This is a genomic window from Micromonospora pisi (assembly GCF_003633685.1).
Lineage (GTDB): Bacteria > Actinomycetota > Actinomycetes > Mycobacteriales > Micromonosporaceae > Micromonospora_G > Micromonospora_G pisi.
Map to the genome: position 1 here is coordinate 7,726,402 of NZ_RBKT01000001.1, position 22,230 is coordinate 7,748,631.

At 72.5% G+C, this 22,230-nt stretch carries 10 protein-coding genes; 5 read left to right on the top strand and 5 right to left on the bottom strand.

Annotated elements, in window-relative coordinates; translation table 11 throughout:
* The first annotated feature begins 43 nt into the window (after nucleotides 1-43).
* The 3 genes from BDK92_RS33125 (at nucleotide 44) to BDK92_RS33135 (ending at nucleotide 4,071) form a co-directional block, all read left to right on the top strand.
* Nucleotides 44-1,507 carry an acyl-CoA synthetase gene (locus tag BDK92_RS33125; RefSeq protein WP_121160276.1) on the top strand — a complete coding sequence of 488 codons (1,464 nt, stop codon included), beginning with the start codon at nucleotides 44-46 and terminating at the stop codon, nucleotides 1,505-1,507.
* A gap of 127 nt (nucleotides 1,508-1,634) precedes the next feature.
* Nucleotides 1,635-2,540, top strand: a complete 906-nt coding sequence (locus tag BDK92_RS33130) for a DUF2726 domain-containing protein (RefSeq protein WP_121160277.1) — start codon at nucleotides 1,635-1,637, stop codon at nucleotides 2,538-2,540.
* 169 nt (nucleotides 2,541-2,709) lie between these two features.
* Entirely contained in the window at nucleotides 2,710-4,071 is a 1,362-nt protein-coding gene (locus tag BDK92_RS33135; protein ID WP_121160278.1) for a carbohydrate-binding domain-containing protein, read from the top strand.
* Nucleotides 4,072-4,182: 111 nt separating this feature from the next.
* On the opposite strand, the gene BDK92_RS33140 is transcribed toward BDK92_RS33135, so the two are convergent.
* The 5 genes from BDK92_RS33140 to BDK92_RS33160 form a co-directional block, all read right to left on the bottom strand.
* Complete coding sequence (locus BDK92_RS33140) at nucleotides 4,183-4,956, bottom strand: MerR family transcriptional regulator (RefSeq protein WP_121160279.1); 774 nt, start codon at nucleotides 4,954-4,956, stop codon at nucleotides 4,183-4,185.
* Nucleotides 4,957-5,059: 103 nt separating this feature from the next.
* Entirely contained in the window at nucleotides 5,060-9,622 is a 4,563-nt protein-coding gene (locus tag BDK92_RS33145) for a non-ribosomal peptide synthetase (RefSeq protein WP_121160280.1), read from the bottom strand.
* Nucleotides 9,619-13,155, bottom strand: a complete 3,537-nt coding sequence (locus BDK92_RS33150) for a non-ribosomal peptide synthetase (RefSeq protein WP_121160281.1) — start codon at nucleotides 13,153-13,155, stop codon at nucleotides 9,619-9,621. The genes BDK92_RS33145 and BDK92_RS33150 overlap by 4 nt, the downstream gene beginning before the upstream one ends.
* 27 nt (nucleotides 13,156-13,182) lie before the next feature.
* Complete coding sequence (locus BDK92_RS33155; RefSeq protein ID WP_211349456.1) at nucleotides 13,183-16,407, bottom strand: non-ribosomal peptide synthetase; 3,225 nt, start codon at nucleotides 16,405-16,407, stop codon at nucleotides 13,183-13,185.
* A complete protein-coding gene (locus BDK92_RS33160; RefSeq protein ID WP_121160282.1) occupies nucleotides 16,404-19,520 on the bottom strand; it encodes an AMP-binding protein in 3,117 nt (1,038 codons plus the stop codon). Before BDK92_RS33160 ends, BDK92_RS33155 begins: the two co-directional genes overlap by 4 nt.
* Nucleotides 19,521-19,863: 343 nt before the next feature.
* On the opposite strand from BDK92_RS33160, the gene BDK92_RS33165 reads away from it, so the two are divergent.
* On the top strand, nucleotides 19,864-20,079 hold the full coding sequence (locus BDK92_RS33165; RefSeq protein ID WP_121160283.1) for an MbtH family protein: 216 nt from the start codon (nucleotides 19,864-19,866) through the stop codon (nucleotides 20,077-20,079).
* 7 nt (nucleotides 20,080-20,086) lie between these two features.
* A complete protein-coding gene (locus BDK92_RS33170; protein WP_121160284.1) occupies nucleotides 20,087-22,198 on the top strand; it encodes an HAD-IIIC family phosphatase in 2,112 nt (703 codons plus the stop codon).
* Nucleotides 22,199-22,230: the final 32 nt, after the last annotated feature.

Sequence of the window (22,230 nt, forward strand, 5' to 3'; positions counted from 1 at the left end):
AGAATCCGATAACAAGGGGCCCTTCCTTACGAGAGGTGGGCGGGTGTTGCTGGGGGAGAGGTCCGATGACTCGGGCGCGGTGGTCGTGGGCGGGCGTACGTTGTCACGGCACGAGCTGATCGGCTGGGCCACCGCCGTCGCCGACGAGATCCAGGGTGCGCGGGTCGTGGCGGTGCACGCCACCCCGACCGTCGAGACTGTCGTCGGGGTGCTCGCCGGGCTGCTCTGCGGCGTACCGGTCGTGCCGCTGCCGCCCGACTCCGGGCCGGCCGAGCTCGCCCACCTGCTCCGGGACTCGGGGGCGGAACTGGTCCTCGCCGAGGAGCCGGAACTGCTCGACGCCCTGCCGGCCGGGGCACCACGTCCGGCGGTGCTGCCGATCGGCCGGACCCGCCGCTCGAACACTCACTACCCGGAGCCGCCCTCGGGGCGGCCGGCGCTGATCCTCTACACCAGCGGCACCACCGGACCACCGAAGGGCGCCCTGATCAGCCGGGCCGCGATCGCCGCCGACCTGGACGCGCTCGCCGACGCCTGGCAGTGGACACCGGACGACACGCTGGTGCACGGGTTGCCGCTGTTCCACGTACACGGGCTGGTCCTCGGGGTGCTCGGACCGCTGCGCGTCGGCTCCCGGCTGATCCACACCGGCCGCCCCACCCCGCAGGCGTACGCCGCCGCCGGTGGCACCCTCTACTTCGGGGTGCCGACGGTCTGGTCCCGGATCGGCGCCGACTCCTCCGCCGCCCGCGCGCTCCGTTCGGCGCGACTGCTCGTCTCCGGCAGCGCCGCCCTGCCGGTGCCGGTCTTCCACCGGCTCGCCGAACTGGTCGGCCAAGCGCCCCTGGAGCGGTACGGCATGACCGAGACCCTGATCACGGTCAGTGGCCGGGCCGACGGTGAGCGGCGTCCCGGTCACGTCGGCCTGCCGGTCGCCGGGGTACGGACCCGACTGGTCGACGAGCACGGCGAGATCGTGCCGGCCGACGGTGAGTCCATCGGGGAGTTGCAGGTCAGCGGCGCGACGCTCTTCGACGGTTACCTGGGTCGAGGCGGCGCGGGCGACGGTCGTGCCTCCCGGGAGACCTCCGGGGGGACCTCCCGCGAGACCTCCCTGGCGGCCTCCGGGGAGACCGACGCCGACGGGTGGTTCGCCACCGGGGACGTGGCGGTGATCGGGCCGGACGGCTGGCACCGGATCGTCGGCCGGGCCTCCACCGATCTGATCAAGAGTGGCGGCTACCGGATCGGGGCGGGCGAGGTGGAGGATGCCCTGCTCGCGCACCCTTCGGTGGCAGAGGCGGCGGTGGTCGGCACCCCCCACGACGACCTGGGCGAGCAGGTGACCGCGTACGTGGTGGCGGACGGGGTGAGCGGCCAGCAGTTGATCGACTTCGTGGCGGAGCGGTTGTCCGTACACAAGCGGCCACGTCAGGTGCATCTGGTCGACCGGCTGCCCCGCAACGCCATGGGCAAGGTTGCAAAGAAGCTGCTCACCCCGGGGTAGCTGACCGGACGCACCGTGATCGGATCCTGCCGCCGGCCGTCCGCGTACGCGTTTCTAGCATGGTTACAGGCTGTCCATCCGAACCGTGGTGGGCGGCGTCTGGGCGCGACACTGGGGATCGACATTCATGGTAGACACCGGCATCGGCGCCGATCTGTGGCTGCGACCGATTTCCACACCGGCTGAGCACGCGGCCCGGCTCGCCCGTGGTGAGGTGTTCGAGCGCGGCGGCTTTGTGGTGCAGCCGGACTGGAAGCTCAGTCAGATCACCCGGCGCCGCCCACCGGGGATCACCGCCCACCAGTGGAGTTCCGCGATCCGGACCCAGCTCGCCTTTGTCGTCGGCGACCCGTACAGCTTCGCGCCGACCTTCGCCGTCGAGCTGACCGACAAGGTCGGCCGTGGTCCCGAGGCCAACCGGGACGATCGGATGACCAACGCGGTCTGCGCCGCCGTCGGGCTGCAACTGATGCGGGTCGAGTCGGCGGCGCTGCGTGGCGGCGGCAACGGTCGGCGGATCATCGACTACGTGCTCGACGCCCGCACCTTCCGGGACACGGCCGAGGTCGACGAGTCCGATCCGTCCGGTGCGGCGCCGCTGAGCTACCGGGACATCATCGGCCGACTCCCGGACGGGCGCAGCGGTTACGTCAACGACCTCGGCGCGGTCGCCCGAGCCGCCGCCGTCGACGCGTACGCGAGCCGTCAACTCGCCGACCCGATCATTCGTAGCCTCTACGTGAGCTGGGCCGACGGGCCGGTCGAGGGTTGGGCGTGGCTGGAGGTCCGGGCCGACCACTTCTTCTTCGAGCGGGTCCGGTTCTGGCAGCACGGGTTCTCCTGTGGAGTCGACCCCGTTCGGCTCGTCGAGGACCTGGCGGTGGCGGCGGTCGGTGAACAGCTCAAGCGCCTCGGTGACGCGGAACCGGTGCTGTACACCCGCGACCAGCTCGGCCGCGAACTCGCCGCGCTCCGCGCGCGACAGGACGAGTTGGCGGACGACTTCGCCTTCGCCCACATCTCCTTCGACTGACACCGCCTCGTCTTCCACGGCCGGCGGCATCGACGGTCGGGTACCTGAAATGTGGCGTACAGCTCGGGTACCCGAACTGTCCTTGAGGGATTTACATATACCGTACTGATCTTCCTTACGATGCAATTGCCCAGGTCATGGGCGTTTGCCGTCAAGGGAGGGTATTGCGGTGCGCATCAGGAAATCCAGATCCGCGCTCGTCGCGCTTGCCGCGGCGACGGTGGTCGCGGTGGCCGGGGGAGTGATCGTCACCGGTACGGCGAACGCCGCCGAGCCCTCCCAGTTCACCGTCGTGGAGGGCGCGATCCGTACGGCGACCGGCACTCCCGTCCCGGCCTCCGGCACCCACGCCTCGCTCTGGGGCAACTCCAGTTACGCCACCACCAGCATCACCGGATCCGGTCGGGTGCTGATCGGCGCCATCGGCGAGAACTGCCAGGGCTGGCCGACCGTACGGGTCACCGTCGACGGTGTCAGCGTCGGCCAGACCACCATCGTCAGCGCCACCAGCTACGGCACCTATCCGGTCGGGACGGTGGTCGGCGCCGGCCAGCACAACGTGAAGATCCAGTTCGTCAACGACTTCCGGGCCGAGCCCTGCGACCGCAACGTCCACATCGCGTACGCGCGGATGGAGACGCCGGGCACCACCGACACCAAGTTCAGCTTCGCCGTCATGCCCGACACCCAGCAGGAGGTGCTGAGCAGCACCGACACCCGGTTCCGCAACCGCACCGACTGGCTGGTGCAGAACCGGTCCGCGTTGGACCTGCGCTTCGTGGCCTCCTCCGGTGACGTGGTCAACTGGGACACCCCCGACCACTCCCAGTACGTGATCGCCCGCAACGCGATGCGCCCGATCGAGACCGCCGGCATTCCGTACTCGCTGGCGATCGGCAACCACGACACCCAGGCGACCGGCGTCGGCGGCTCGGCCCGGGACCCCGCCCGCACCCGCGAACTCGTCCGCGACACCACCGTGTTCAACCAGTACTTCACCGTCAGCCAGTACGGCGCGGTCAGGGGACAGTTCGAGACCGGCAAGGTCGACAACTCGTACTCGACCTTCGAGGCCGGTGGTGTGCAGTGGATGGTGCTGACCCTCGAACTCTGGCCCCGGGTCGAAGCCGTCAACTGGGCCAAGAACGTCGTCGCCGCCCACCCCGGGCACAACGTCATCGTCGTCACGCACGACTTCATCGACGGCAACGGCAACATCGAGCAGAGCGCCTCGTACGGCGCGACCAGCCCGCAGTACCTCTTCGACAACCTGGTCAAACAGTACGCCAACATCCGGTTCGTCTTCTCCGGTCACGTCGGCGTCGCCGGCAACCGGGTCGACACCGGCGTCAACGGCAACAAGATCTACACGTTCCTCCAGACGTTCCATTCCAACACCACCAACCCGGTACGCCTGGTGGAGATCGACACCGCCGCCAACTCGTTGCGTACCTGGATCTACGCGCCGTACAACAACCAGTCGTTCACCGAGTACGACCGGTCGTTCACCGGCATCGGGGTGGTCCGCTGACGCGGACGAGCTGCGCACGGCGTGCGACCACGGGGGGATCGACCCGGGGTCGCACGCCGCCGCTCGCTGCCGACTGTCGGCGGCCGGGGCCGGGGCCGGGGACCGGAACGGTCAGCCGGCCTGGCGGACCCGTGCCAGGTAGTCGACCAGTTCGCGCATCCGCTCGGCCGGCCACGGCAGGCTCCGGCCGATCTCCTCGCTGTTGGCCTCCCAGACCCGCTGTGCGGTCGCCTTCGTCCGCTCACCCGCCGCGCCGTCGGCGTGGAACCGGTTCGCCAGCTCGTCCCACCGACCGACCAGGTCTCTCACCTCGGGGTTGTCGACGGGCGTGCCCTCCTGGACGTGCCGGAGCAGACGCTCCACCAGCCCAGCCCATTCGATCTTGGCCGACTCGACGGCGGCCGGACCGAGGTCGGCGCGACGCCGAGCCAGCTCTTCGCGCTCCTCGGTGCTGAACGAGGTTTCGAACACAGAGATCATCTCCAGGGTCGTCATGAACTGGTCCGGATCGGGCATCGCCGCGTCGTCGAGCTGCCCCAGCAGGCCACGTAGCTGCTGGGTGAGCCGCTGCACCTGCGCCGCGTGCGCCTCCAACCCGTGCAACTGGGCCGTCAACAGCTCGCGCATCGCCGCCAGGTCACCGCCGGAATCGGCGAGCGCGCCCGCGATCTCCTCCAGCGACAGCCCGAGCGTCCGCAGCGCCCGCACCCGGTAGAGCCGCCGTACGTCGTCGCCGGTGTAGCGGCGGTGCCCGGAGGCGGTGCGCTCACTCGCGCGCAGCAGACCGATTTCGTCGTAGTGGTGCAGCGTGCGCACGGTCATCCGGCTCGCCCGAGCCACCTCACCGATGCTCCACCGACGTTCGGCATTGTCTTTCCCGATCACGCCAGCAACGCTAGGACCTGCCGTGACGTCAGGTGCAAGTCCTCGCGAACCGGGTCCTCGGCCGGGCCGACGCTCCAACGCTCCGATGCTCCGACGAAACCGGTCAGCCCGGCTCCGGCAGGAAACCGGTACGGACGAAGAAGTCCACGTACCGGCGCAGCAGCGTGGCGTCGCCCGCCGGGCAGTGGATCCCGTCCGCCGCCACCGCCGCCTCGGTGCCGGTGCAGTCGAAGGTCGGATGCTCCCGTGGCCCCATCGTCGGCGGCAACGTGGCCGCGAACGGCCCGAGCGCCGTACCGGCCCGACCCCCCGACGCCTCGACCACCAGGGCGTGCCACCGCTCGTACGGCACCAACCGCACCGGGTAACCCCGTTCGCGCAGCACCTCGGCGATCTCGTCGTACCCGATGGTCCGAGGGTTGTAGTAGTGGAAGTCGCGGCCGGTCGTGCCGGCGCGCCGGGAGAGGTGGCCGATCGCGGCGGCGACATAGTCGACCGGCGCCAGATCCTCCCCGTGGGCGACCGCCGGCACCGCTCCCACCTGCGTGAACGTCTTCAACAACCAGCTCAGGTAGTCGTCGGTGTTGCCGGCCCCGGTGCCGCTGTGCCCGGTCACCCGGGCCGGGCGGTGGATCGACACCGGCAGCCCGCGCTGCCGCGCCGCGTCGACCAGCCGGTCCGCGACCCACTTGCTCTCGTTGTAACCGCCCCAGAGCCGGTCCGGCACCGACGGCGGATCGGCCTCGGTGACCGTCTGCGACCCCGACACCGGGCCGAGATACACACCGAGCGTCGACACATGGTGTACGGCGCTGACCCGCCCCCGCCCGGCCAGCCGCAGCACCTCCACGGTGCCGTCCACGTTCGCCGGCTTCAACCGCGAGTACGGGTGCACGAAATGCACCGCGCCGCCGTTGTGGTAGATCACGTCGAGCTGATCGGCGAGCGCGTCGAACTCCGCCCCGCCAAGCCCCAGCCTCGGCTGGGTGAGGTCACCGAGGACCGGCGCGATCCGGGCGGCGTACTCCGGTCGCCACAGCCCGTACCGGCGCAGGTTCCGCTCGACCCGGCTCACCGCCGCCTGTTCCGACCCGGCCCGGACCAGGCAGTGCAGCTCGGCGGTGGTGTGCCGGAGCAGGTCGTCCAGGAGGAAGGCGCCGAGGAAGCCGGTGGCACCGGTGAGCAGCACGTGCGCCGGCGCGGCCGGATCCGCGTCGGCCGGTGGGCGGAAATCCGGCCCGGCGCAGACGTCGTCCGGCAACACCGCCTCGGCGCGCAGGTCGACCCGGCGGGCCGACGGTCGCCGTCCTGCACCACCGGCCGCCCGAGCGTCGCCGCCCGGTGTGGCGGCGTCGAGCAGGGTGGCGAAGGCGTCCAGGCGCGGCGCCTCGAAGAGGGTACGCAGCGGCAGCCGTACCCCGAATTCTCGGTTGATCCGCGCCAGCAGTGGGGCGGCGAGCAGCGAGTGCCCGCCGAGGTCGAAGAAACCGTCCCGGGCACCGACCCGGTCCCGGCCCAGCGCCTCGGCCCAGATGGCGGCGAGGCGTCGCTCGGTCGGCGTGGTCGGCGGCACGAACGGGCGCGCCGAGGCGGTCACCGTCGCCGGCAGCCGGCTCTGGTCGACCTTGCCGTGCGCGGTCAACGGCAACCGTTCCAGCGCTACGAACACCGCCGGCACCAGGTAATCCGGCAGCCGGCCGCGCAGGAAGGAGCGCAACTCCTCCGGATCGGGTGCGGCGGACCCCGAACGGGGCACGACGTAGCCGACCAGATGCTGGTCCCGCGCGACCACCACGGTCTCGCCGACCAGCGGATGCTGGCCGAGTACATTCTCGATCTCGGCCGGCTCGACCCGGTGGCCACGGATCTTCAACTGCCGGTCGACCCGGCCGAGGAACTCCAGCTCCCCGTCGCCGCGTACCCGGGCCAGGTCGCCGGTGCGGTAGAGCCGCGCGCCGGGGGTGGCGGAGAACGGGTCGGGCACGAACGCCCGCGCGGTCAGATCCGGGCGCCCGAGATAACCCCGGGCCAGGCAGTCGCCGCCAAGGTAGAGCTCGCCGGGGGCGCCGACCGGGCGGAGCCGGCCACCCTGGTCCAGCACGTACGCCCGTACGTGCGGCAGCGGCCGGCCGATCGGCAGCGAGCCCCCGTCGCCCGGTGGTGAACCGTCGCCCGGGCGCCACGACGTCCCGTCCCCGTCCGGTCGACCGGCCCGGTGCACGATGGCGCAGACCGTCGCCTCGGTCGGACCGTAGTGGTTGTAGAAGGCGACCCGGCCACCCGTGAGGCGGTTCCAGGCGGCGAGCTTCTCCGCCGGCACCCGCTCGCCGCCGACCATCATCACGGTCAGCGGCAGGTCGGCCGGGAGCCGGTGCCCGGCGAGGTCGTCGACCCAGCGTTGCCAGAGCGCCGACGGTGCGTCGACCGCGGTGATCCGCTGCTCGACGCAGAGGTCCAGCAGGGCCGGTCCGGTGAGCGCCGCCGGTTCCGGATGGACGACCAGCGCCGCGCCGCTGACCAGCGCCGGGAACACGTCGCCGACCGAGGCGTCGAAGGTCAGCGGCGGGATCATCAGGATCCGTTGCCCGGGACCGAAACCGTGTACGTCCCGGAACGAGAGCGCCAGTCGGGTCAGCGTGTCGTGCCCGACCATCACCCCCTTCGGTCGGCCGGTCGAACCGGAGGTGTAGATGACGTACGCGAGCTGGTTGGCTGCCCGTACCAGCGGAACCGGTGCCTCGGCCGGTTCGGCTGCTGCCTCCTCCACCCGGAGCACCGTGCCGGCGAAGTCGGGCACGTTGCCCGCGTACGCCGAACCGGTCAGCAGCACGGTCGCCCCCGAGTCGGCGAGCAGGTCGGCGAGTCGTTCCGGTGGATGGGTCGGGTCCAGTGGCAGATAGGCACCGCCGGACCGGAGGATGCCGAGCAGACCGGCGATCCCCGCCGGGCCGGCCCGCAGCGCCAGACCGACCGGCTGCTCCGGGCCGACGCCGGCGACCTGCAACCGTCGGGCGATCCGGTCGGCCCACCGGTCGAGTTCCCGGTACGTGAGCACCGTGCCGTCGCCGTACACCGCCGGCGCGTCCGGTGTGCGGGCCGCCTGAGCCGCGACCAGCTCGTCCACGAAACCGGGCAGGTCGATCTCGTCCGCGTCACCGGATCGAGCCGGTGCGCCCACGCCGTCGGCGGGCGGCCAGTGCAGGCCGCCGAGGAGCAGGTCCCGCTCCGCCTGGGTGAGCAGGGTCAGTTCCGACAGCCGCCGCCACGGCTTGCTGGTCATCGCGACCAGGGCCTGCCGGAGCTGGTCGGCGAGGCGGCGTACCGTGCCCCGCTCGAAGAGCCCGCTGTGGTAGTCGAGCTGCCCGGTCAACCGGCCGCCCCGCTCGGCCATCACCAGAGTGAGGTCGAACCGGGCCGTCCCGGTGCCGATCCCGGCCGGTCGCACGGTCAGCCCGGACATCGGGGCGGACCGTGCGGTGTCGTCCCCACCGGACGTGTTGAGGACGAACATGACCTGGAAAAGCGGGTGATGGCCGGGGCTGCGGTCCGGGGCGGCGAGTTCGATGACCCGCTCCAGCGGCACCTCGCGGTGCCCGAGCCCGCCGAAGCAGGTACGGCGTACCCGATCGAGGACCTGCCGCAGGGTCGGATCACCGGAGAGGTCGGTCCGCAACGCCAGGGTGTTGACGAACATCCCGACCATCGTCTCCAGCTCGGGCAACGAACGGTTCGCCGCCGGCACCCCGACCACCACGTCCGACTGGCCGCTCTGCCCGGCCAGCACGACGGTGAACGCGGCCAGCAGCACCATGAACAGGGTGCAGTCCGCGTCCTGCCGCAGCCGCTCGACCGCGCCGGTCAGCTCCGCCGGCAACGCGAACTCGTACCTGCCGCCGGGGGCGTCGGCCGCCGCCGGACGGGGTCGGTCGGTCGGCAGCTCCAGCAGCGTCGGCGCCCCGGCGAGCTGGTCCCGCCAGTAGCTCTCCTGCCCCCGCGACACCTCCGGATCACGTTCGGCGAGCCAGCGTACGTAGTCGGCGAACTGGACCGGCAGCGGTGCCGGCGCCGGCTCCCGCCGTTCGACCAGCGCGCTGTAGGTGGCGGTCAGCTCGTCGAAGAGCACCCCGATCGACACGTCGTCGCAGACGATGTGATGGAAGGCGAGCAGTAGCAGGTGGTCGTCCTCGGCGAGCCGGACCAGGGTGCCCCGGACCAGGGGCGGCCGACCGAGGTCGAAGCGCCGGCCCAGCTCGTACCGGGCCAGCCGGAGCAGGGCCCGCTCCCTGGCTGAGGCCGGTAGCGCCTCCAGGTCGAGCACCGGCAGCGGCACCGCGACCTGCGGGTCGTCGGCGTCCCGGATCACCTGCACCGGCCGCCCGTCGCGGTCGACGAACGCGGTACGCAGTGGCTCGTGCCGCCGGACCAGCCGGCGCAACGCCTCGGTCAGGGCCGCCACGTCGGGCACCCCGGCGAGCCGGTACGCCCCCGACATCAGGTACGCCGAGTCGCCCACGGCGAGCTGGTCCAGGAACCAGATCCGCTGCTGGGCGGGGGAGAGCGGCAGCTCCGGTCCCCGGGGACGGGGGCGGATGCTCTGGTCCGTGCCGAGCGTGATGCCCCGCCGGGCCAGCAGCACGGCCAGCAGTTCGTCGCTGCGCCCGCTCATCCGACGCCACCGGACCCGAACACCTCGTCCTGCCCGCTTCCGTCGAGGAGCCGGGCCACGGCTTCCGGGGACATCGTCTCGATCTCGGCCCGTACCTCGGCGACGGCGGTCACCTGCCCAGGTACCGGCTCCAGCCGGATCAACGCGGCGGCCAGCCCGGCGACGGTCGGCGCCTCGAAGAGCACCCGGGTCGGCGCCGCCAGCTGGAAGTACGCGCGCAGCCGGGCCAGGACCCGTTCGGCCAGCAGCGAGTGCCCGCCGAGGGCGAAAAAGTCCGTCTCCACCCCGACCGGTCGCACGTCGAGGACCTCCTCCCAGATCCGTACGATCGCCGCCTCGACCGGGTCACCGGCCGGGACGTACGGGGTGGCGTCGGTCGCGCCCCAGGTCGGGGCGGGCAGTCCGGACCGGTCGAGTTTGCCGTTCGGGGTCAGCGGCAGCCGGTCGAGTGGCACCAGCGTCGCCGGGATCAGGTAACCCGGCAGACGTAGCGCCAGCCGGGGTTGGAGAAGTGCCCACAACCGCGCGGCATCCGTCGTCGCACCGTCGGCCGGCACCACGTACGCGACCAGGCGGGCGTCACCGTCGCTCCCGTCGGACCAGGCCGCGACCGCGGCGTCGCCCACCTCCGTCTGCTCCCGTAGCACCGCCTCGACCTCGCCGAGTTCGACCCGGAAGCCCCGGATCTTCACCTGCTGGTCGCCGCGCCCGAGGAACTCGATCCGCCCGTCCGGCAGGTAGCGGGCCTGGTCGCCGGTGGCGTAGAGCCGACCGCCGGGCGGGCTGCCGAACGGGTCCGGCACGAATTTCCGCGCGGTCAGCCCGGGGCGGTCGAGGTAACCACGGGCGAGCCCGGCGCCACCGATGTGCAGCTCACCGGGGACCCCGACCGGCACCGGTTGGCCCCGCCGGTCGAGCAGGTGGATCCGGGTGTTGGTGATCGGCGGCCCGATCGCCACCGGGCGGGCGGGGGCCGGTTCGACCAGACCGGCGGCGGACCAGACGGTGGTCTCGGTCGGCCCGTACACGTTCCACAGTGCACCGCCGCCGAGCCGGTCGGCGAGCTCCCGGGAGAACGCCTCGCCGCCGCAGAGCCGGTGCCGTACGGTCGTCGGCAGCTCGCCGGCGGCGAGCAGCATCCGCCACGTCGCCGGGGTGCCCTGGAGCACGGTCGCGCCGCTGTCCCGCAGCCGGGCCTGCAACGCGGCCCCGTCGACCACCTCGGCGTTGCCGGCGACCACCACCCGGGCGCCGTGCACCAACGGCAGCAGCAGTTCCAGCACGGAGATGTCGAACGAGAGGGTGGTGACCGCGAGCAGCCGGTCGGCCGGGGTGAGCGCGAGTGACTCCCCGAAGGCCACCAGCAGGTTTCCGACCGCCCCGTGGGTGACCTGCACGCCCTTGGGGCGTCCGGTCGAGCCGGACGTGAAGATCACGTACGCGAGCTGGTCGGGGTCGGGCGGATCGCCGGTCACCGGATCGGGTGGGCAACCCCGTTCCTCGTCCCGGTCCAGGTTGATCAACTCGGGTACCGAGGCGCAGAGGTCGGGCATCCGCTCGCGTACCGCACCCTGGGTGACCAGCACCCGCACGCCCGCGTCGTCGAGCATCAGCCGCAGCCGGCCGGCGGGAAAGGCCGGGTCGAGCGGGACGTACGCGCCGCCGGCCCGCCAGACGCCGAGCATCGCCACCAGCATCGCCGACGTACGGTCCAGGCAGATGCCGACCGGTGTCTCCGTGCCGACGCCACTGGCCCGCAACCGCCGAGCGAGCAGCTCGGCCCGTTGGTCGAGTTCCGCGTACGACAGCTCGCCGTCCACGGCCGCCACCGCGACCGCATCCGGGTGACGGTCGCGGGAACGGGCCCAGAGCGCCGGGAAGGTCGCCGTCTGCGGCGTCGGTTCCCGGACCGGTCCCTGCCGATCGACCAGCAGCCACTGCCGCTGCGCCGGGGTGAGCAGCGGCAGGTCGCCCAGGCGCTGGCCGGGATCCGCCGCGATCCCGGCCAGCAGTTCGGTGAACCCCTCGGCGAGCCGTCCGATGTCGGCGGCGTCGAAGACGTCGGTGCGGTAGGAGAACGTCGCCTCCAGCCCGCCGTCCGGCTGCGGCACCGCCACCAGGGTCAGGTCGAAGAGCATGTCGTCGAGTTCGCTGTTCCACCAGCGCACGTCCAGACCGGGCCAGTCCTCCGGTGTGCCGGCGGAGAAGTTGTGCAGGATCAGCGCCGCCTGGAAGAACGGGTGCCGTCCGGCCTCCCGTCGGGGCGCCAGCTCCTGCACCACCCGGTCGAACGGCACGCTCTGGTACGCGAACCCGTCGATGACCGTACGACGTACCCGGGACACCGCCTCGGCGAAGGTCAGCTCCGGATCGAGCCGGGTACGCAACGCCACCGGGTTCGCGAAGTAGCCGATCAGCGGTTCCAGCTCCACGTGGGTCCGGGCGGCGACGAGCGTACCGACCGTGACGTCGGGTTGTCCCAGGTAGCGGGCCAGCAGCGCCTTGAATCCGGTGAGCAGGGTGACGAACGGCGTGGTGCCCCGGGTCGCACCGGCGGCGGTCCGGAGCCGGTCGAGCAGCTCGGGGCCGATCATCAGGCCCACCTTGCCGCCGGTGCCGGTGCCGGTGCCGGTGCCGGTGCCGGCGCCGCCGGTGCTGGTGCTGTCGCTGGTGGCGTCGGGCTCGGGGCGGTGGGCGATCGGCAGTTCGGCGCTCGCCCGTGGCGCGGCAAGCTGCCGGCGCCAGAAGTCCAGCCCGTCGGCCAGTTCACCGTCGGCCAGGGACTCGTGCTGCCAGTGCGCGTAGTCGACGTACTGGATGGTCAGCTCGGGCAGCGGCGGCGGCCCGGCGGCGGACGGCCCGGCCGGGGTGGTGAGCCGCCAGCGGTAGAGGGCGGCGAGCTCCCGCAGGGCGTTCCCGATCGACCATCCGTCGATGGCGATGTGGTGACTGGTCATCAGCAGGACGCGGTCGTCGTCCGCGAGGCGGTACAGCACCGCCCGCAGCACCGGGCCGGTGGCCAGGTCGAACGGTACGGCGAAGGCCCGTCTCGCCAGTGACCTGGCCCGTGGTTCGCGGTCGACGACCGGCAGTTCCCGCAGGTCCACCTCGCCCATCGGCACCGGCGCCGGGGGGCGCACGATCTGGTGTGGCGTGCCGTCGACGCCGACGTAGACGGTGCGCAGGATCTCGTGCCGGGTCACCAGGTCGGCGAGCGCCTGACGCAGCGCGCCGACGTCGAGGTCGCCGCGCATCCGCTGGGAGATGGACACGTGGAAGGACGGGTCCGCCGGGTCGAACTGGTTGGCCAACCACATCCGCTGCTGCCCCGAGGAACAGGTGAACCGCTGCTCCGGCCCGGTACGCGGCAACCGGGCGATGAGCGGCTCGGTCACCGACGCCAACCCGCGCTGGGCGAGCCGGCGGGCCAGCAGTGCCTGCCGCTGTGGCGACAGCCCGACGACACTGCCGCGTACGTCAGGCGGCTGCGCCGTGGTCGGCGTGCCGGCGTCAGGGTCGGCGGTGGATGGCACGGCGGGCCTCCTCAGTGGACAGTGGTATCAATCATGGTGGATGGCACCCGACTCGGGGAACACCGCGCCGTCGGCCCGTGCCGCCGCGACCAGCCCGGCGATGGTCGGGGTGTCGAAGAAGACGTGCAGTGGCAGGTCGATCCCGAGCTGCCGGCGCATCCGGGCGGCGATCTGGGTGACGGTCAGCGAGTGCCCGCCGAGGTCGAACAGGTCGTCGTCCGGCCCGATCCGCTCGATCCGCAGCACCTGACGCCAGATCTCGAAGATCTCCCGCGCCAGGCCGTGGTGCCCGGCCGCCGGCTCGTAGTCGGACCCGGCGGCTGCCGGCCCGTCCTCGGTCCCGGTGGCCGGCGGTTCGGGCAGCGCACCGCGGTCCAGCTTGCCGTTCGGGCTGGTCGGCAGCCGGTCGAGTTCGACGAAGGTGTTCGGCAACAGGTACGCCGGCAGTGTCCCGGCCAGGTGGCGGCGCAGCTCGGCTGGGCCGGCCCCGGCACCCGCGACCCGCCGGACCAGGTACGCGACCAGCAGCGGGTGCCCACCCGCCACCGCCCGCAGGGCGACGGCACAGCCGGCGACATCCGGGTGCGCGTCGAGCCGCGCCTCGACCTCGCCCAGCTCGACCCGGTACCCCCGGATCTTCACCTGGTTGTCGACCCGGCCGAGGAACTCGACCTCACCATCGTGCCGGTAACGGGCCAGGTCACCGGTGCGGTACAGGCGTGCGCCCGGCGGGCCGTACGGGTCCGGCACGAAGTGCGCGGCGGTCAGGCCGGGACGGTTCAGGTAACCCTGGGCCAGGCCGGGGCCGCCCAGGTGCAGCTCGCCCGGGACACCGATCGGGACCGGGTTACGCCGCCCGTCGAGCAGGTACCGTCGGGTGCCGCCGATCGGCTCGCCCAGCCCGGTCAGCTCCACCGGGTCGGTCAGCTCCCGCGCGGTCGCCCAGACCGTGGCCTCGGTCGGGCCGTACAGGTTCCAGAGTGTGCGTACGCGTCCGCGCAGCTCCCGGGCAAGGGGGACGGGCAGAGCCTCGGCGCCGCTGAGCCCGGTCACCTCCGGTTCGTCGAACCCGGCCTCGATCAGCAGCCGCCATGTCGACGGCGTCGCGTGCACGTGGGTCACCGCGTGCTGGCGTACGAGCCGGCACAGCGTTTCACCGTCCCGGGTCTGCGACTCGGCGGCGAGGACCACCCGTCCGCCGGTGACCAGGGGAAGGAAGAGTTCCGGCTTGGACATGTCGAACGCGGCCGAGGCGAGCGCCAACCAGCCGTCGCCGGGTCCGGTGCCGACCAGGTCCCGCATCGCGACCAGCAGGTACGCCAGGCCGCCGTGCGCGATCTGCACCCCCTTCGGTTGCCCGGTGGATCCGGAGGTGTAGATCAGGTACGCCGGGTCGTCGGCCCGGGGCCACGGGACCGCCCCGGCTGCCGCGCCCGCCTCGGCTCCGGCTCCGGCTTCTGCTTCTGCTTCTGCTTCGGTGAGTGTGATCGTGGGACAGGTGGGCGACAGGAGGTTCGGCGTGCCGTCGGTGAGCAGGACCGTCGGAGTCGCGTCGGCCAGGATCGCCGTCAGCCGTGCCTCCGGGTGGTCCGGGTCCAGCGGCACGTACGCGGCGCCGGACCGGAGCACACCGAGCAGACCGAGCAGCAGTTCGGGGGAGCGGCGTACCAGGACGGCGACCCGGGTGCCGGGACCGACGCCGTACCGGCGTAGCCGCCCAGCGATCCGGTCGACCGCCGCCGCCAGCCGGCCGTACGACCACGTCTGGTCGCCGAAGACGACCGCCGGGGCGTCCGGTGTGGTGGCGGCCCTGGCGGCGAAGAGTTCGGGCAGGGTGGCCGCGGGCGGCTCGGTCACCAGCGTGGAGCGTGCCCAGTCGACCAGCACCCGTTCCCGTTCGCTCCGGTCGAGCAGGTCCAGGTCGGCGAGGGGGGTCTGCGGGGCGGCGGTCGCGGCGGTTAGCAGGGTGGTGAAGTGCCCGACGATCCGCCGTACGTCGGCCGGGTCCAGGGTCCGCGGGCTGTACTGGAACCGGAGGGCGAGCTGTTCGGGGCTCTCCAGCACCTGCACGTGCAGCGCGTTGCGGGCGGTGTGGTTGAACCCCATCCACTCCACCTCGGCGGTGAGCCCGCGCAGCGGCGGTCGGCTCGCCCGGCGGCGGTAGCTGACCGACACCGGTGCCAGGGCGATCCGAGGCCGGAACCCCGACCCATCCGACTGGTTCCGGGCGACGGCGTGGGCCACCGGGACCGCGCGGATCGGGTACCGGGCGCGCAGGTCGGCCCGGGTGGCGGCGACCAGCTCACGGAACGTCTGCCCCGGGCGGGGCGTAGCGCGCAGCGGCACCTCGTTGACGAAGAGCCCGACGCAGTCGCGGGTGGAGGGGGTACGGGTGCCGAGGTCGACCGCGACGGTCGGATCGGTGTTGCCGTAGCGGTACAGCACCGCCTGCAACGCGGCGAGCAGCACCTCGAACCGGGTCGCGCCGAGTGCGTCCGCCGTGGCGGCGAGCGCCGCGCGCAGGCAGGGGTCGACGAGGAGGTCGACGGTGGCGCCGGCCTCCGCCGTGTCCTGCTGGCGACGCAGGCCGGGAAGCAGCACCGGAGCCGGCTCACGCCAGTGTGTCGCCCAGAAGGCGGCGGCCGGGGCGAGGTCGGTGGCGAGCCGCGTCGGTTCCGCGTCGGCGTGCTCGGCGTACGAGGTCGGCAGCGCCGGCAGGTCCGGGGTGCCGCCCTCGGCGAAGGCCCGGTACAGCTCACCGAGGTCGCGGACCAGGATGTCCTTCGACTCGCCGTCGAAGACGAGATGGTGGGCGACGACGAGCAGCAGGTGCCGGTCCGGCGTACGGGTGAACAGGGTGAACCGGACCAGCGGCCCGTGCCGCAGGTCGAACCGCTCCAGCGTCTGCGACCGGACCAGCTCCGCGAACGGGTCCTCCGTCGGGTCGGGTTGCCCGGCGCCGGTGTCCGGCGCGGTCACCGTGCGGAGCGTGACCCGGGGACCGACCGGTGCCGTCACCGCGAAGAGATCCCCCTCGTGTTCCTCGAAGGCGCAACCGAGCACCGGGTGCCGGACCACCAACGCGGCGCAGGCGTCGATCAGCGCCAGCGGGTCGATCTCGCCGTCGATCCGGATCGGCACCGGCATGTGGTACGCCGAGCCGGCCGTGCCGAGCTGCTCGGTGAACCACATCCCGTGCTGGGCGGTGGTGGCCAGGTGCCGGTTGCGCCGAGGGGACTGGACCGTCGTCACATCGCCTCCGTCAGTTGGGACAGTGGTCGGTCAACCCGGTCCGGTACCTGTGCGCCCAGTCGGGTCAGCATCGCGGCGAGACGCTCCATGGTGGACCGCTCGAAGGCGTACGAGTTCCACAGCAACCAACCGGAGATCGAACCGTCCGGCTGTTCGAGCATGGCCAGTTCGGGTACGCCCAGATCGGGTTCGCCGTTCGGGGTCGGCCAGTCCGCGTCGAGGGCGCGCGGCAGCTCGAACGGTTCCGAGACCAGCCCGGGAAAGTGGGTCACCCCGCCCCAGCTCTCGAACCGCAGCCAGGCGGCGTTCGGGAAGCGTGGGTAGAACTCGGCGTACGGGTAGTACTGGTGGTCGATCGCGCTCAGCGCGGTGCCGCGTACCCGGTCGAGCAGCTCGTCGAGGGTGGGGTCGGCGCCGGCGTCCACCCGCAGCAGCAGCGACTGCACCAGGCACCCGAGCAGCGGTTCGAACTCCGGTCGGGCCCTGCCCGGCACCGGCGACATCAGCACGATCTCGGGTGCGCCGCTGAACCGGGCCAGCACCGCCACCCAGGCCGCCGCGACGACCATGAAGGTGCTCGCGCCCCGGTCCCGGGCGTAGCCGCGCAGCCGGTCGGCTACGGTCACGTCGAGGCGGAACTCCAGCGAGTCGCTGCGCAGCCGGACCGCCCGCCGCCTACCCGGAAACGGGTCGATCCCGGTCGGCGCCCCGTAGAGCCGGCGTAACCAGTAGTCGCGGGTGCGTGGCCACTGCTCGCGGGTCCAGCGGACCGCCTCCGGGTACGGCACCGGCAGTGGTGGCAGCACCACCGGTCGGCCGGCGCGCAGCGCCGAGTAGACCAGCCCGAGTTCACGCAGCAGCACCCCCATCGACCAGCCGTCGAAGACGAGGTGGTGCACGGCGAGGCCGAGTACGTGGTCGTCCGCGCCGAGCCGGACCACCACCGCCCGGACCAGCGGGCCGTTGGCCAGGTCGAACCCGTGCTCCCGGTCGGTACGGACAACCGTGGTGGCGTGCGCCTGCCGGGCCTCGTGGTCCGGGCCGACAGCCGGGGTGACCGTCACCCGGGGCGGGCAGTCCGCCCGGACGTACGCCCGGTGCGTGCCGTCCCGGCTGTCGAAGACCGTACGCAGCGACTCGTGTCGGCGGACCAGCAGCCGCAGGCTCCGGGTCAACAACTCCGGGTCGAACTCGTCGGTGATCCGGATCGCCACACTGATCGGGCCGACGTCGCGGGGTTCCTCGGTCGCGTACATCCAGCCGAAGAAGTTCTCCTGCTGTGCGCTCAACGGCACCGTCACGTCATCGACACCCGGCGCCGAGGGCGCGACCGGCAGCGGCTCGGGTGCGGGTGCGGGCGCTGGGGCCGGCGCGAGCGTCGGTACGGCGGCCAGCCAGCGTGCCTGCCCGGTGAGCACGGGTTCGTCGAAGGGGAGCGAGGCCGGCACCGTGACGCCGAACCGTGCGGTGGCGAGGGTGGCGAGCTGGGTGGCCCGCAACGAGTCCCCGCCGAGGGCGAAGAAGTCGTCGTCGCGGCCGACGCTGGGGGCGGAGAGCACCTCGGACCAGAGTGCGGCCAGCGCGATCTCGGTCGGTGAGCCCGGCGGGGCGCACGGAGCTTCCGCCGGGTCCGGCCGGGTGGTGAAGAGTGCGCGCAGCTCCGCCTTGCGTACCTTGCCCCCGTCGTTGCGGGGCAGCGCGTCGACCAGCAGCAGTCGGGTCGGCCGTTCGTGCGGGGCCAGCCGCTGTGCCAGGAAGGCGCGCAGTTCGGCGAGGTCCACCGGCTCCCCGGCGACCACCACCGCCGCGAGCATGGTTCCCATGGTCGCGTGCGGTACGCCCACCACGGCGGCGTCGGCGACCGCCGGGTGCTCGTGCAGGGTCGACTCGACGTGCGGGGTGGAGACCTTGAACGCGCCGGACTTGACCACGTCGCTCTCCCGGTCGACGAGGTGCAGGTAGCCCTCGGCGTCCAGATAGCCGAGGTCACCCATCCGTACCCAGCCGTCCTGGAAGACCGCCGCGCTGGCCGTCGGGTCCCGGTAGTAGCTGCGCGTCCGGGTACCCGGGCGCAGTCGTACCTCACCGACCACGCCGGGTGGCAGCCGTACCCCGTCCGGGTCGCTGATCATCAGTTCGGCGCCGGCTGCCGGGCGGCCGAGCGCCGCCGGACGCTCCGGGTCGAAGACCAGTGTGGTGTGCGCGGGCGCCGCCTCGGTGGAGGTGTAGTTGTTGACGATCGTCGCGCCGGGCAGCGCGGTGCGCAACGCGATGGCCACCGGCACCGGCAGCGGAGCGGCGGTCGAGGCGAGCAGCAGCACGCTGGAGAGGTCGTGTCGGTCGAGGGTCGCGCGGTGGAGCAGTTCGATGGCCATCGCCGGCACCACGAAGAGCGTTCCCACCCGGTACGCCTCGACGAGCGCGGCGAACCGCTCCGGGTCGAACCGGGGCAGGGTCAGCGCCGTCGGGCGGGCGACGAGGGCGTTCAGGAGCATGGTCTGGGCGGCGTTGGTGCCGATCGGGAAGGCGTGCAGGAAGTGCGTCGAGTGGGCGAGCGGGCGGTGGCGCGGCCGGGGGAGCAGGCCGAAGGTCAGGTTGGCGTGGCTGGCCGCCACCCCCTTCGGTGGGCCGGTGGTGCCCGAGGTGAAGATGATCTGCGCCAGGTCGTCCGGTCCGACCGGGACGTCGACCGGCCCCGCTGGCCCATGGTCGAGCGCGTCCAGGGTGGCCGTCCAGCCCTGGTGCGCGGGCACCTCGGCGTCGGCGGTGTGGATCAGGCCCACGGCCGCGCACCGGTCGAGCAGATCACGTGACTGGGCCGGGTTGGCCCGGTCGGGCAGGGGTACGGCGACCGCGCCGATCGAGGTCACCGCCGCGTACGCGATCGCGAAGCCCACCCAGTCGGAGCCGTCGAAACGCAGACCGATCCGGTCACCGCGCTGGACACCCCGGCCGAGCAGCCCGTGCCCGACAGCGGCGGCCCGCGTCCGCCACTGGTCGAAGGTCAGCTCGTCCGCCGTGTTGTTGCCCCCGCCGGGGCCGTCCACGATCAGGGCGGTCCGGTCCGGCTCGGTCGCGGCACGGGCGTCGAGCAGCGCCGGCACCGTGGTCATGGGTTCGCTTCCCATCAGTCGTGGTCCGGGCCGGCCGGCTCGATCAACCTCTGGTCGGTCCGCGCTGGATCGGTCAGCATGGCGGCCTCTCGTCTGCGCAACTGCGTATCGGTCGTCTGCCGCCCCCGCGTGGCACCCACCGTAACGAGGACCCCGTCGATCCGTAATTAGTCCTAACAGTAGAGATAACTGTCCTAACAGTTGGGGTGACGGTCAGGTGTTCCTCCGACCCGCCGGGCACCCCTTGACAGCTCTCGGCCGGCAATGAAAGCGTGCACAGCCACAGCGATCCGTACCGATGGTCATGCCCCGTTCACCCCCCGGATTCGAGGCGGAGCAAGCGATGTACGACGAGGACGACGAAAACGGCAGCTACGTCGTAGTGGTCAACGACGAGGAACAGTTCTCCATCTGGCGCGACGGGACCCCGCCGCCGGCCGGCTGGCGGCAGGTCGGCACCGCAGGCACCCGGCGCGAGTGCCTGGAGTACGTCGAACGGGTCTGGACCGACATGCGGCCGGCATCCCTACGCGCCCGGATCGCCGCCACCTCCGGCTGACCCGGGCATGCTGACCGTACGCGTCGCCGCCTCCTTCACCGCCGAACCACTGGCCGAGGTGCTGCGGTTCTGGGCCGGGGAACTGGCCCTGCCGATGGCGATCGAGTTCGCCCCGTACGGTCAGGTGTTCCAGCAACTGCTCGATCCGGGCAGTCCGCTGCGGACCGGTCGTGACGGGGTGAATGTCGTCGCGGTCAGACCCACCGACATCGCGGACCCGGACGGGTTCGTCGCCGCCCTGCGCACAGCCGACCAGCGGGCCGCCGCACCGCTGGTGCTCGCGCTCTGCCCCGACCCGCCGACCGCCGGACGCTCCACAACCGACACCGAGCGGGTGGTACGCGACGGTCTGACGGGCGGCACGCGCCTGCGCCTGCGTCTGATCGGACCGGCCGAACTGGCCGACCGTTATCCGGTGGCCGAACCGCACGACGCGTACGCCGACCGGCTCGGCCGGGTGCCGTACACGCCGGAGTTCTTCGCCGCGCTGGGTACCGCCCTGGCCCGCACCGTACACGCCCTGGTGACGACCCGACCGAAGGTGATCGTGGTCGACGCGGACAACACCCTGTGGAACGGCATCGTCGGCGAGGACGGGCCGGGCGGTGTCACCGTCGACCGGCACCGCCGCGCGATTCAACAACTGCTCGTCGCCCAGCGCGACACCGGCCGGCTGCTCTGCCTCTGCAGCCGCAACCAGCCCGCCGACGTCGACGCGGTCCTCACCGGCCACCCGGATCTGCCGCTGCGCCCTGAACACCTCACCGCCAGCCGGGTCAACTGGCAACCGAAGTCGGAAAACCTGCGCTCCCTCGCCGCCGAGCTGAACCTCGGGTTGGAGAGTTTTGTCTTCCTCGACGACAGCCCGGTCGAGGTCGCCGAGGTGCGGGCCGCCTGCCCCGAGGTGCTCGCGCTGACGCTGCCGTCCGACTCCGCCGCCGCGGCGGCCTTCCTGCGCCACTGCTGGCCGCTGGACCTCGACCGGGTCACCGACGAGGACCGCGAACGTGCCGCGCGCTACGAGCAGGAGGCACGGCGGCACGCGTGGCGCGAGCGCGGCATGTTGCTGGCCGACTTCCACGCCGGCCTGGAACTGCGGGTCGACATCGCGCCGGCCCGGCCCGACCAGCGCGAGCGGGTCGCCCAGCTCGCCCAGCGGACCAACCAGTTCAACCTCGCCCCGGTACGCCGTGACCCGCTCGAACCGGCCGCACCCGACCTCGACTGCCTGGTGGTGACCGTCGAGGACCGCTTCGGCGACTACGGCCTCGTCGGCGTGGTGGGTTACACCGTCGACGCCGAACTGCTGCGGGTCGACACCTTCCTGCTCAGCTGCCGGGCACTGGGTCGCGGGGTCGAGCACCGGATGCTCGCCCACCTCGGCGACCTGGCCCTGGAACGGGGCCTGTCGACGGTGGCGCTGGCATGTCTGCCGACCGCCCGGAACGGACCCGCCCGCACCTTTCTCGCCGAGGTCACCGCCGGTACGCCCGCCGAGCCGCAGCCGGGGCAGGCCGACCCGGTCCGCTACCACCGGCTGCCCGCCTCGGTGGCGGCGGCGGTACGTCACCGACCCGACGCCACCAGCGAGCCGCCCGGCCGCGATGCCATTGGCGAACCTCCCGGTTCCGACGTCGAGCCGGTGCTGCCGGGCCCGGCCGCGCCCTGGGCGATGGTGGAGCGGATCGCCACCACGCTCGCCGAGCCGGCGGCCGTCCGGGCTGCCCTGCTCGCCGCCAACGCCCCGTCGGCCGGAACCGCAGGCGGCGACCCGGTCTCCTGGGCCGACGGCGTCGACCCGGTGGAGGCCCGGGTGATGGCGATCTGGGCGGAACTGCTCGCGGTGGCACCACGTACGCCCTCGGACAACTTCTTCGCCCTCGGTGGACAGTCTCTGCAACTGGTCCAGTTCATGGCCCGGGTACGGGAGATGTTCGCGGTCGAACTCCCGGTCGAGCTCCTGTTCACCCCGGCCTTCACCGTTGCCGAGGTCTCCCGTGAGATCCGGGAGCGTCAGCTCGCCGGGGTCGACGGCGCCGAGCTGACCGGTCTGATCGCCGAGCTGGAACGACTCTCCGACGCTGAGATCGAGTCACTGCTCGCCGAAGAGGGCGCCTGACCCGGACCGCGTCCGGGCCCTTCCCAGCCGAC